The following is a 12677-nucleotide window of genomic DNA, read 5'->3' as shown; positions in this document are numbered from 1 at the left end:
TTTCACTTCAAACACTTGACTCGCTTCGATCTCTCGTAGCGGGAGGCGAATTCTACAGCGTTACAACCTGCTGTCAACCACCTTTTTCACCGCTGCCGATCTTTCGATCGAAGCACCTCCAGCCTGACCTGAAACGTCCAACTCGTTGATATTCAAGGAGTTTTTCGTTCCGACTGCGCCGGAAGTGGGGCGAATTATAGAGAGATTAAATCGTGCGTCAAGGGCTAATTTGAAACTTTATCAAATCAGCCCTCGCCACCCTCTATATAGATAGGAGAGGGCGCCTACAGCACGCCAGCGCCACGCAGGCGTTGCACCTCGTCACCCTTCAGCCCCAGCACCTGCATCAGCACCTGTTCGGTATGCTCCCCCAGCAGCGGCGGTGCATTGCGGTACTCCACCGGCGTCTCGGACAAACGAATAGGGCTGGCTACCTGCGGCACGCTGCCGGCCAACGGGTGAGGAATCTCTATGGCCAGGCCACGCGCCTGCACCTGAGGGTCCTGGAACATCTGCGCCAGGTCGTTGATCGGCCCGCACGGTACACCCGCCTGCTCCAGCTGGCTGACCCACTCGGCGGTAGTCTTGAACACCGTGGCCTGGCGAATCAGCGGGATCAGCTCGGCGCGGTTGGCAACACGCAGTTTATTAGTGGCAAACCGCGGGTCATCCGCCCACTGCGGCTGGCCGGCCACCTCGGCGAACTTGCGAAACTGCCCGTCGTTACCCACGGTCAGGATGAAGTCGCCATCGGCGGTAGGAAAATCCTGGTAAGGCACGATGTTCGGGTGCGCATTACCCAGGCGACGCGGCGCAACACCCGTGGTCAGGTAGTTCATCGCCTGGTTGGCCAGGCAAGCCACCTGCACATCCAGCAACGCCATGTCGATGTGTTGCCCGCCGCCATCGTGATCCCGGTGGGCGAGGGCGGCCAATATCGCCACCGTCGAATACAGCCCGGTGAGAATATCGGTCAACGCCACCCCGACCTTCACCGGCCCCGCACCGTCCTCACCCTCCGGGCGGCCGGTAAGGCTCATCAGGCCACCCAGGCCCTGGATCATGAAGTCATAACCAGCGCGCTTGGCGTAGGGTCCGGTCTGGCCGAAGCCGGTGATCGAGCAATAGATAAGCCGCGGGTTGATCGCCCGCAGGCTTTCGTAGTCCAGCCCGTAGGCCGCCAGCCCGCCAACCTTGAAGTTCTCGATCAGGATGTCGGACTTGGCCGCCAGCTCGCGTACCAGTTGCTGGCCTTCGGGCTGGGTGAAGTCGATGGTGACCGACTGCTTGTTGCGGTTGGCCGAAAGGTAGTAGGCCGCCTCACTGGTGTTCTCGCCATAGGCGTCCTTGAGAAACGGCGGGCCCCAGGCGCGCGTGTCGTCGCCCGCCCCGGGACGCTCGACCTTGATCACCTCGGCCCCCAGGTCCGCGAGGATCTGTCCGGACCACGGTCCGGCCAGCACTCGCGACAGATCCAGCACCCGCAGATGAGATAGCGCGCCCATGGGCTGGCTCCTTATTAATAGAAAGCCTGCAGACCGGTTTGCGCACGCCCCAGAATCAGTGCGTGCACGTCATGGGTACCTTCATAGGTGTTGACCACCTCGAGGTTGACCAGGTGGCGGGCCACGCCGAACTCGTCGGAGATACCATTGCCGCCCAGCATGTCGCGGGCCAGGCGGGCGATGTCCAGCGCCTTGCCGCAGGAGTTGCGCTTCATGATCGAGGTGATCTCGACCGCAGCAGTGCCTTCATCCTTCATGCGGCCCAGGCGCAGGCAACCTTGCAGGGCCAGGGTGATCTCGGTCTGCATGTCGGCCAGCTTCTTCTGGATCAGCTGGTTGGCGGCCAATGGGCGGCCGAACTGCTGACGGTCCAGGGTGTATTGGCGCGCGGTGTGCCAGCAAGCTTCCGCTGCACCCAGGGCGCCCCAGGAGATGCCATAGCGCGCCGAGTTGAGACAGGTGAACGGGCCCTTCAGGCCACGTACATCCGGGAAGATGTTTTCTTCAGGCACGAACACGTTGTCCATCACGATCTCGCCGGTGATCGAGGCACGCAGGCCGACCTTGCCGTGAATCGCCGGGGCACTCAGGCCTTCCCAGCCTTTCTCCAGCACGAAGCCACGAATGTCGCCCGCATCGTCCTTGGCCCACACCACGAACACGTCAGCGATCGGGCTGTTGGTGATCCACATCTTGCTGCCGCTCAGGCGATAGCCACCGTCGACGCTCCTGGCGCGGGTGATCATCGAGCCCGGGTCGGAGCCATGGTTGGGCTCGGTGAGGCCGAAGCAGCCGATCCACTCGCCGCTGGCCAGCTTCGGCAGGTACTTCTGCTTCTGCGCCTCGGTACCGAATTCGTTGATCGGCACCATCACCAGCGAAGACTGCACACTCATCATCGAGCGATAGCCGGAGTCGATACGCTCCACTTCACGGGCAATCAGGCCGTAGCACACATAGTTGAGGCCGCTGCCGCCGTACTGCTCGGGGATGGTCGCACCCAGCAGGCCAACCTCGCCCATTTCACGGAAGATCGCCGGGTCGGTCTGCTCATGGCGGAAGGCTTCGAGCACACGCGGGGCGAGCTTGTCCTGGGCGAAGTGGAACGCGCTGTCACGCACCATGCGCTCTTCTTCGGTGAGCTGCTGATCGAGCAGCAGCGGGTCGATCCAGTTGAAGCTTGCCTTGCCAGCCATGTGCGAATCCTCGGAAACGTTTTGTCGTGGGTTGATCCTAGGCCGTAACGGGCGTGGCGACAAACGAGGATTGCGCATAGTCTTGTGATAATTTCTCACTTCGTAACGGCACCAACGGCCATTTTTACGACTGATTAGTGAGGTTGACGTATATGCGGCGCAAGATCCCCAGCACCACGGCCCTGGTGTGCTTCGAGGCTGCAGCCCGCCACGAAAGCTTTACCAAGGCGGCCCAGGAGCTCTCCCTGACCCAGGGCGCGGTGTGCCGACAGGTGGGCGGGCTGGAGGAGTTTCTGAATGTGGAGCTGTTTCGACGCTCGCGCCGTGGCGTGAAGCTCACCGAAGCCGGCCTGTCCTATAGCCGCCGCGTCGCCACCCAGCTGGACGCGGTGGAGCGCGATACCCTGTCGGTGATGGGCCAGCAGGGCGCCAACGTGATCGAACTGGCCCTGGTACCGACCTTCGGCACGCAATGGCTGCTGCCGCGACTGAAGGACTTTCAGCGCCTGCACCCCGAAGTCACCGTCAACCTGACCAACCGCACCCGTCCGTTCCTTTTCGCCGACACCCACTTCGACGCCGCCATCTATTTTGGCGACGCCGACTGGTCGGGTACCCAGTCCCACCGCCTGATGGGCGAGAACCCCGTGCCGGTGTGCAGCCCGGCCTTGCTGGCAGGGCAGGCTAGCCTTAGCGCCGAGGACCTCGCGCAACTGCCGCTGCTGCAGCAGACCACCCGACCCTATGCCTGGCGCCAGTGGTTCAACAGCCTGGAAATGAACGTGGCCCGCGACATGACCGGCCCGCGCTATGAGCTATTCTCGATGTTGGCCCAGGCCGCCATGCACGAGATGGGCGTGGCGTTGATCCCGCCCTTTCTCATCCAGCATGAACTGGGGGAGGGCAGGCTGGTGATTGCCAACCCGCATGCGCTGTCGAGCATCAAGGCGTATTACCTGATGATCCCGGAGCGCAAGGTGGAATCCGCCTCGCTGCGTGCTTTTCGCGACTGGCTGGTAGCCGAGGCCCAGCGCTATGCCGCGCAGCACAAGGATCAGAGCGGTTTGTTGACCCCGTAGTCAGCAAATATCGAGCCCTACAGATATACGAAAATGTCGCAAATGAGCAGACTGTTCCGGTGCACGCCAAAACACCCCTTAACCCTGCTGTTTACGGGGCCTTCGCGACATAAAGCCTGTGCACAAATGCGCTTTCGCGAAATTTGTCTGAAAAAATTTCAAATTTTGCGTAATGTCCCTGAAGCCCACGGTTCGCGGGCTTCAGGCCGTTTAGTGCGACATTCGGTCACAGGGTGACTTGTAGTTTATCGTTCGTCACCCTTCAGAACCGGTTGAAGCGATTCAGGATCGCCTGCAAAATGCCGCGCCCCGCCCGGATTCAGGGCGGGATCGTGCTGATCGGCCGCCCCAGACGCACCATCCGCAGTGCGCTGGTTTACCAACAAAAGATCACGCAGGAGAAATTGACGTGCACATTGGTGTTCCTCTCGAAACGCAGACGGGCGAGACACGTGTCGCTGCCACCCCCGAAACCATCAAGAAACTGATCGGCCAGGGTCATCAGGTCACTGTGCAACGTGGCGCGGGCGTCAATGCCAGCGTGCCCGACAGTGCCTATGAAGCAGCAGGCGCGACCATCGGCAGCGCTGCCGATGCGTTTGGCGCACAGCTTGTACTCAAGGTTGTGGCGCCCAACGAAAGCGAACTGGGCCAGATCAACAGCGGCACCGTTCTGGTGGGCATGCTCAACCCGTTCAACAATGACGTGATTGCCAGGATGGCCGAACGCGGGATCACCGCCTTCGCTCTCGAAGCCGCGCCGCGCACCTCCCGCGCGCAGAGCCTCGACGTGCTGTCATCGCAGGCCAACATCGCCGGCTACAAGGCCGTGCTGCTGGCCGCGCATCACTACCCACGCTTCATGCCGATGCTGATGACTGCCGCAGGCACCGTTAAGGCTGCCCGCGTGCTCATCCTGGGCGCCGGTGTGGCCGGCCTGCAGGCCATCGCCACGGCCAAGCGCCTGGGTGCGGTGATCGAGGCCTCGGACGTGCGCCCGGCGGTAAAGGAGCAGATCGAATCGCTCGGCGCCAAGTTCATCGACGTGCCGTATGAAACCGATGAGGAACGCGAGTGCGCCGAAGGCGTCGGCGGCTACGCGCGGCCCATGCCCGCCAGCTGGATGCAGCGTCAGGCCCAGGCCGTGCACGAACGCGCCAGACAGGCCGACATCGTCATCACCACCGCGCTGATCCCCGGGCGCAAGGCACCGACCCTGCTCAGCGCCGAAACCGTGGCGCAGATGAAGCCGGGCTCGGTGGTCATCGACCTCGCCGCCGCACAGGGCGGCAACTGCCCGCTGACCGTGGCCGACCAGGTGGTGATCGAGAACGGCGTGACCATCGTCGGCCCCACCAACCTGCCAGCCCAGGTCGGTGCGGACGCCTCGGCCCTGTATGCACGCAACCTGCTCGACTTCATGAAACTGCTGTTCGACAAGGACGGCGCCCTCACGATCAACCTCGAAGACGACATCGTCGCCGCGTGCCTGATGTGCCGCGACGGCCAGGTCATCCGCAAGAACGGATAAGGAGCCAGACAATGGAAGACATGCTGATCTCTCACGGCGTCTACAACCTGATCATCTTCGTGCTGGCCATCTATGTGGGCTACCACGTGGTATGGAACGTGACCCCGGCGCTGCACACCCCGCTGATGGCGGTCACCAACGCCATCTCCGCCATCGTCATCGTCGGCGCCATGCTGGCCGCCGCGCTGACCGTGACCCCGCTCGGCAAGACCATGGGCACCCTCGCGGTGGCCCTGGCAGCGGTCAACGTGTTCGGCGGTTTCCTCGTCACCCGGCGCATGCTGGAGATGTTCAAGAAAAAGGCCGCGAAGGCTGAGGGGAAGAAGTAAACATGAGCATGAACCTGGTAACCCTGCTCTACCTTGTCGCCTCGGTGTGCTTCATCCAGGCGCTCAAGGGCCTGTCGCACCCGACCACCTCGCGGCGCGGCAACCTGTTCGGCATGCTCGGCATGGCCCTGGCGGTGATCACCACCGTCGGCCTGATCTACAAACTGGGCGCGCAGCTGGCCACCGACGGCATCGGCTACGTGATCGTCGGCCTGCTGGTGGGCGGCACTGCCGGCTCGATCATGGCCAAACGCGTCGAAATGACCAAGATGCCGGAACTGGTCGCCTTCATGCACAGCATGATCGGCCTGGCGGCCGTGTTCATCGCCATCGCTGCCGTGGTCGAACCACAGTCGCTGGGCATCGTGGCCAGCATCAGCGACCCGATTCCGGTCGGCAACCGCCTGGAGCTGTTCCTTGGCGCCGCCATTGGTGCGATCACCTTTTCGGGTTCGGTCATCGCCTTCGGCAAGCTGTCGGGCAAGTACAAGTTCCGCCTGTTCCAGGGCGCGCCGGTACAGTTCAGCGGCCAGCACAAGCTCAACCTGGTGCTGGGCCTGGCCACCATCGCCCTGGGCCTGATCTTCACCTTCACCGGCAACCTGACCGCCTTCGCCCTGATGCTGGCCCTGGCCTTCGTGATGGGTGTGCTGATCATCATCCCGATCGGCGGCGCCGACATGCCGGTGGTGGTCTCGATGCTCAACAGCTATTCGGGCTGGGCAGCGGCGGGCATCGGCTTCTCGCTGAACAACTCGATGCTGATCATTGCCGGTTCGCTGGTGGGTTCGAGCGGCGCGATCCTCTCGTACATCATGTGCAAGGCGATGAACCGTTCGTTCTTCAACGTGATCCTCGGCGGCTTCGGCGGCGCTGCAGAAGCGGCCGGCCCGGCCGGTGCCAAGGAGGCGCGCCCGGTGAAATCCGGTTCGGCCGACGACGCCACCTTCCTGCTGAGCAACGCCGACACCGTGATCATCGTGCCCGGCTACGGCCTGGCGGTGGCCCGTGCCCAGCATGCGCTCAAGGAACTGACCGAAAAGCTCACCCACAACGGCGTGACCGTGAAGTACGCGATCCACCCGGTGGCGGGGCGCATGCCCGGGCACATGAACGTGCTGCTGGCCGAGGCCGAAGTGCCCTACGACCAGGTGTTCGAGATGGACGACATCAACTCCGAGTTCGGCCAGGCCGACGTGGTACTGGTGCTCGGTGCCAACGACGTGGTCAACCCGGCGGCCAAGAACGATCCCAAGTCGCCGATTGCCGGCATGCCGATCCTCGAAGCCTTCAAGGCCAAGACCATCATCGTCAACAAGCGCTCCATGGCCAGCGGCTATGCCGGCCTGGACAACGAACTGTTCTACCTGGACAAGACCATGATGGTGTTCGGCGATGCCAAGAAGGTCATCGAAGACATGGTCAAAGCCGTGGAATAAGCCCTTGAAAAGGCTGTGACAAATAGCCCCAGCGCGGTACCGGCTGGGGCTTTTTCATGCCCGCCCAGCCGACAGAAGGCTCTACTTCAGGCCTTCGCATTCGACCTTGGTCGCGGGACGCCGACAGGCGAAATCAATAGACTGCGCATCTAGCTTTAGTAGCCCGAGATAATAATCCATGTACCGTGATCGTATTCGCTTGTCCTCTTTGCACAGCAAGGTAATGAGTGCGGCCGATGCCGCAGGTTTGATCGAGGACGGCATGACCGTCGGCATGAGCGGTTTCACCCGTGCCGGCGAAGCCAAGGCCGTGCCCCACGCACTGGCCGAGCGAGCCAAGCTGTCGCCGCTGAAAATCAGCCTGATGACCGGCGCCAGCCTGGGCAACGACCTCGACAAGCAGCTGACCGAAGCCGGTGTGCTGGCCCGTCGCATGCCGTTCCAGGTCGACAGCACCCTGCGCAAGGCCATCAACGACGGCAAGGTGATGTTCATCGACCAGCACCTGTCGGAAACCGTCGAGCAACTGCGCAACCAGCAGCTCAAGCTGCCGGACATCGCGGTCATCGAAGCGGTCGCGATCACCGAAGACGGCCACATCGTGCCGACCACCTCCGTGGGCAACTCGGCCAGCTTCGCCATTTTCGCCAAGCAGGTCATCGTCGAGATCAACATGGCGCACAACGCCAACCTCGAAGGCCTGCATGACATCTATATCCCGACCTACCGGCCGACCCGCACGCCGATCCCGCTGGTGAAAGTCGATGACCGCATCGGCAGCACCGCGATCCCGATCGACCCGGCCAAGATCGTCGGCATCGTCATCACCGAGCAGGCGGACTCGCCGTCCACCGTATTGCCGCCGGACGACGAAACCCAGGGTATCGCCAACCACCTGATCAACTTCCTCAAGCAGGAAGTCGACGCCGGGCGCATGACCAACAAGCTCGGCCCACTGCAGGCCGGCATCGGCAGCATCGCCAACGCGGTGATGTGCGGTCTGATCGACTCGCCGTTCGAAGACCTGACCATGTACTCCGAAGTGCTGCAGGACTCGACCTTCGATCTGATCGACGCCGGCAAGCTGAGCTTTGCCTCGGGCAGTTCCATCACCCTGTCGACCCGTCGCAACGCCGACGTGTTCGGCAACCTGGAGCGCTACAAGGACAAGCTGGTGCTGCGTCCGCAGGAAATCTCCAACCACCCTGAAGTGGTACGGCGCCTGGGCATCATCGGCATCAACACCGCACTGGAGTTCGACCTGTACGGCAACGTCAACTCCACCCACGTGTGCGGCACGCGCATGATGAACGGCATCGGTGGCTCGGGCGACTTCGCGCGCAACGCGCACCTGGCCATCTTCGTCACCAAGTCCATCGCCAAGGGCGGCGCGATCTCCAGCGTGGTACCGATGGTCAGCCATGTGGACCACACCGAGCACGACGTGGACATCCTCGTCACCGAGCAGGGCCTGGCCGACCTGCGTGGCCTGGCGCCGCGCGAGCGCGCCCGGGTGATCATCGACAACTGTGTGCACCCGGACTACCGCGACGCACTGAACGACTACTTTACCCGCGCCTGCGAAAAGGGTGGGCACACCCCGCACATCCTGCGCGAAGCCCTGCAGTGGCATGAAAACCTGGAAGAAACCGGGCGCATGCTGGCCAGCTGAAGCCGTCCCTGTACAGCCGGTGGCGCGCAATGCGCACCGGCTGTACAGTTGCCCCGCCCAACCATTACACAAACTGTTCTACTGTACCGGTGTTTTGACGGTACCTTCCTACGCAAAATCCCCTCATTGACCCTAAATTGCACCATTTCAGTGCGGACCGGTACAGTTGCGTCCAATCCGAGTGCAACAGTCTGCATAAACAGTTAACTGGCCCATCACAATGCAGGTGAACTGTATCTACTGTTATGGACGACACAGGAGGATCATTGGCATCAGTTAAATCACTACCTAATGCCGCCACAAGCGGAAGGATGACACCATGGAACGTACACTCAGTTCCGATCTGGCTTTTGAAAACAACGCTCAACAATCCCAGGGTTCGCTGCCACTGCGCCTGCTGGCCAACCTGATGCTGTGGCAACGCCGCATCGCCAGCCGCCACCAACTGGCTCGCCTGGACTCGCGCCTGCTGGCTGATGCCGGTATCAGCGAAGCACAACGTTACGAAGAGCTGAGCAAGCCTTTCTGGCGTTGATGCAGGGCCCGCCGGCCAACGCCGGCACCCCCGAATTCAAAAACCCGTCGCAGGTGACTGCTGACGGGTTTTTTGTTTGAAAGGCCCGCGCCAGAGCCTTCGAACCCAATACCAGTACAGTTTTTATAAACCAAAATATCACCAGTACAATCGTATGGCTGCGCTGCAGGAGCCGGCGAAGCAGACGCCACTGCACCACCTGCTGCATAATAGCCGGGCCCATATTCAGGAGATCGACCATGTCCCGTACCCGCCTGCTTGGCGCCGCAATGCTGCTGGCCCTGGCCTCCACTGCCCACGCATCCAGCTTCGTGGTCACCACCGATACCGTGGTGCGTGGCGTTGCCGCCTCCACCAACGCGACCTCCGATGCCTCCTCATCGCTGCGCGATGACAAGATCGTGCGCGCCGCCCGTGACGACGCCGCCAGCTTCGTCGCCAGCCAGGGCGCCATCCGCGGTGTGAAACTGGAAAGCGCCTTCGCCCACATCCGCCAGCAGGCCCCGACCCTGCAGGCTTCCGACGCCCAACTGGCCCAGGCGATCCTGGCCATCTGAACCGCGCAAGGGCCCGGTACACGTAACAACGTGTAAAAGCCGGGTACCCTGCGCTGGTCCCCACCCGCGCATTGGGATAGCCTTGCCGCCTGATTTCACAGCCAACCAGACCTCATGCGTTATTTGCTACCGCTGCTGCTCGCACTCTGCGCGTCGACTGCCGCCCAGGCCTTCGACCTGACCACTCAAAGCCTTGTGATTGCGGGCTACGCCACCAGCAAGGTGACCACCGCCCCGTTCGATCGCAAGCTGATCCTGGCCGCCCACGACGATGCCGCCGCCTTCGTCGCCAGCGACGGCGCCCTGCGTGGCGCACAGCTGGAAGCCGCCCTGAACGCACTGCGCCAGCACACCCCCGAACTTCATGCCAGCGACCTTGAACTGGCGCAGGCAATTCTCGTCCAATGATCACAACCGATTTTCCGGAGATGCTCCATGCGTAAACCGCTGATTGCCGCCACCCTCGGCCTGATGCTGCTGGCCGACGTGGTCCAGGCACAAACCCTGGTGGCCACCAGCAATATCATCGTGCGTGCCTTTGGCCGCTCGATCGACTTCACCTCCGACACCACCACCTCGATCCGCGACTCCAAGGTCGTGCGCGAGGCCCGTGACGACGCCGCCAGCTTCGTCGCCAGCCGTGGCGATATCCGTGGCGCGCAACTGGAAGCTGCCTTCGATACCCTGCGCCAGCGCGTTCCCGAAGCACGCGACGCCAGCGACCAGGTGCTGGCCGAAGCCATCCTGTCGCTGTGAAACCCCTTGCCTGGCTGTTGGGCAGCGTACTGACGCTGCTCGGCGCCCCTGCGCTGGCCGACCTGCAACTGCACCTGCAGGCAGACGGCCTCGACCCGCAACAGCAGCGGGCCAGCCAGGCATTGCTCGACGAAGCCCTGCAGGCCCTGCCGCCACGCTTGAAGGCTGAGCTGGACCGCCGCGTCGACGTCTCCTGGACCACCCGCATGCCCGAAGACGCCTATGGCCAGGCGTCGCTGGTATCGAGCCTGGAGCTCAACCGGCACCTGCTGCCGGGCCTCACCGATGGCAGCGCTGCCACCGCGCAGACCGGCCGGCCGCATGGCACGGTGCGCCAGGAGCTGCTGGCTACCGTTCTCCACGAGCTCACCCACCTGTATGACCGCGCCCGCCTGTGGCCAGCGCCCGAGCGCCGGCTGATCAGCCGCTGCGTGCGCCAGAACACCAGCCTGGGCAAGGTGGGGCTGCCCGATGAATGCCGCGGCCAGACCGAACGCCGCTTCACCCTCAGCGACGACCCGCGCCTGCTCGACCTCGCCGGCTGGCCGCAATACGTGGGCCGGCGTGGCGAGCGCGAACAGCACAACCGCCAGATCGCACGCACCCCGGACAGCTACGAGCTGAGCAGCCCCAAGGAATTCATCGCGGTCAACATGGAGTACTTCCTCCTCGACCCGAGCTACGCCTGTCGCCGCCCGGCCCTCTACAAGTACCTGCGCGAGCATTTCGACTGGGCGCCTGCCGCTGCCGAGTGCGCGCCGGGGCTTCCGTTCCTCAACGCCGGCAACGACTTCGACAAGCAGCCGCTGGGCCAGGTCGACCCCGAACGCGTGTATGCCGTGGACTTCCTGCTGGCCGAAGCCAACCAGAACTGGGTCAGCCGCTGGGGCCACAGCATGCTGCGCCTGGTGATCTGCGCGCCGGGGCGCCCACGCGGTCCGGACTGCCGCCTGGACCTGGACCAGCACCTGGTGCTCTCGTACCGTGCCTTCGTCAACGACGTGCAGCTATCGAGCTGGGACGGCCTGACCGGCGCCTACCCCTCGCGCCTGTTCGTGCTGCCACTGGCACAGGTGATCGACGAGTACACCAAGACCGAACTGCGCAGCCTGGCTTCGATCCCGCTCAAGCTCGACCGGGACGAAATCGAAGACCTGGTGCGCCAGGCTGCCGAGATGCACTGGAACTACGACGGCCACTATTACTTCCTGTCCAACAACTGCGCGGTCGAAACCCTCAAGCTGCTGCGCAGCGGCACCGGCAACCCGCGCCTGGCCGGGCTCGACAGCATCATGCCCAATGGCCTGCTCGAGGTGCTGCAGGGTCGTGGCCTGGCCGACATGAGCGTGCTCGACGACCCGCGCGAAGCCTTGCGCCTGGGCTACCGCTTCGACTCCTACCGCGACCGCTATCAGGCCATGTTCCAGGTGCTCAAGCAGCACCTGCCGGTGCCGCAGGCCAGCGTCGAGGCCTGGCTCGAACAGCCACCCGCCCAGCGCCAGCAATGGTTCGCCCAGGCCGACCTGCGCACCAGCGCGGCCTTGTTGCTGCTGGAACAGGCCGGCCTGCGCCGCCAGCTGCTACTGGCCCAGGACGAGGTCAAGCAGCGCTACCTCAGCGGTCGCGAGCTCAACGACACCAACGTGGCCCAGGCCAACAGCACCCTGCAGCAGATCCTCGCCAACAGCGGCTTTCTCAGCAAACCGGCCGAACTGCTGAGCGGCAGCGGCTACGGGCTGCCCCAGGCCAGCGAACGCCAGCAGCTGGAGCAGGCCAGCAGCCAGCGCCAGCAGCAACTGCAGCGCCTGACCGGCGACCTGGACAAGGAAGTACGCGCCTTGCTCGGCCCCGAGCGCGCCGCCGAAATCGCCGCCGTCGAAGCCAACCTCAAGCAGCTCGGCGAACACCTGCGCGCATTGCACAAGGCCGCTGGCGGGCTGCAATTGCCCTGAGTCGGTAGTTGACTTTGTAACTGCCTGTGCCACTATTTCGCCGCTTGAAAAATGGCATTTGGCTGCCATTGCGCCCCGCCGAAAGGCGCCGGGACATTTCGCAGAACCTCTTTCTTTCGACGTGAC

General features: G+C 63.3%; 12 protein-coding genes. 10 read left to right on the top strand and 2 right to left on the bottom strand.

All coding sequences use genetic code 11. The features are described from left to right. Positions 1-284: 284 nt before the first annotated feature. Together QMX96_RS11240 and QMX96_RS11235 are read right to left on the bottom strand one after the other, a co-directional pair. Positions 285-1505, bottom strand: a complete 1221-nt coding sequence (locus QMX96_RS11240; protein WP_043862337.1) for a CaiB/BaiF CoA-transferase family protein — start codon at positions 1503-1505, stop codon at positions 285-287. A 14-nt stretch (positions 1506-1519) separates the two neighbouring features. Next, the gene (locus QMX96_RS11235; RefSeq protein WP_054916007.1) at positions 1520-2701 is read right to left on the bottom strand and encodes an acyl-CoA dehydrogenase; all 1182 of its coding nucleotides are present in this window, start codon (positions 2699-2701) and stop codon (positions 1520-1522) included. Between the two features lie 152 nt (positions 2702-2853). On the opposite strand from QMX96_RS11235, the gene QMX96_RS11230 reads away from it, so the two are divergent. From QMX96_RS11230 to QMX96_RS11185, 10 genes are all read left to right on the top strand, one after another. Next, complete coding sequence (locus tag QMX96_RS11230; protein ID WP_054916008.1) at positions 2854-3780, top strand: LysR family transcriptional regulator; 927 nt, start codon at positions 2854-2856, stop codon at positions 3778-3780. A gap of 409 nt (positions 3781-4189) precedes the next feature. Then, on the top strand, positions 4190-5311 hold the full coding sequence (locus tag QMX96_RS11225; protein ID WP_043862334.1) for a Re/Si-specific NAD(P)(+) transhydrogenase subunit alpha: 1122 nt from the start codon (positions 4190-4192) through the stop codon (positions 5309-5311). Positions 5312-5322: 11 nt separating this feature from the next. After that, a complete protein-coding gene (locus tag QMX96_RS11220; RefSeq protein WP_043862333.1) occupies positions 5323-5640 on the top strand; it encodes an NAD(P) transhydrogenase subunit alpha in 318 nt (105 codons plus the stop codon). Between the two features lie 2 nt (positions 5641-5642). Beyond that, positions 5643-7079 carry an NAD(P)(+) transhydrogenase (Re/Si-specific) subunit beta gene (locus QMX96_RS11215; protein WP_043862332.1) on the top strand — a complete coding sequence of 479 codons (1437 nt, stop codon included), beginning with the start codon at positions 5643-5645 and terminating at the stop codon, positions 7077-7079. A 178-nt stretch (positions 7080-7257) separates the two neighbouring features. Next, entirely contained in the window at positions 7258-8751 is a 1494-nt protein-coding gene (locus QMX96_RS11210) for an acetyl-CoA hydrolase/transferase family protein (RefSeq protein WP_043862331.1), read from the top strand. 319 nt (positions 8752-9070) lie between these two features. After that, on the top strand, positions 9071-9286 hold the full coding sequence (locus tag QMX96_RS11205; RefSeq protein WP_043862330.1) for a DUF1127 domain-containing protein: 216 nt from the start codon (positions 9071-9073) through the stop codon (positions 9284-9286). Positions 9287-9525: 239 nt separating this feature from the next. After that, entirely contained in the window at positions 9526-9843 is a 318-nt protein-coding gene (locus QMX96_RS11200; protein WP_043862329.1) for a DUF2388 domain-containing protein, read from the top strand. A 114-nt stretch (positions 9844-9957) separates the two neighbouring features. Then, entirely contained in the window at positions 9958-10251 is a 294-nt protein-coding gene (locus tag QMX96_RS11195; RefSeq protein WP_054916009.1) for a DUF2388 domain-containing protein, read from the top strand. A gap of 27 nt (positions 10252-10278) precedes the next feature. Next, on the top strand, positions 10279-10599 hold the full coding sequence (locus tag QMX96_RS11190; protein WP_043862327.1) for a DUF2388 domain-containing protein: 321 nt from the start codon (positions 10279-10281) through the stop codon (positions 10597-10599). Further along, positions 10596-12551 carry a DUF4105 domain-containing protein gene (locus QMX96_RS11185; RefSeq protein WP_213606671.1) on the top strand — a complete coding sequence of 652 codons (1956 nt, stop codon included), beginning with the start codon at positions 10596-10598 and terminating at the stop codon, positions 12549-12551. Before QMX96_RS11190 ends, QMX96_RS11185 begins: the two co-directional genes overlap by 4 nt. Positions 12552-12677 lie beyond the last annotated feature (126 nt).

The sequence above is a fragment of the Pseudomonas sp. PS01300 genome, from assembly GCF_029960155.1.
Taxonomy (GTDB): Bacteria; Pseudomonadota; Gammaproteobacteria; order Pseudomonadales; family Pseudomonadaceae; genus Aquipseudomonas; species Aquipseudomonas palmensis.
This window is presented reverse-complemented; position numbering and strand designations above follow the sequence as displayed.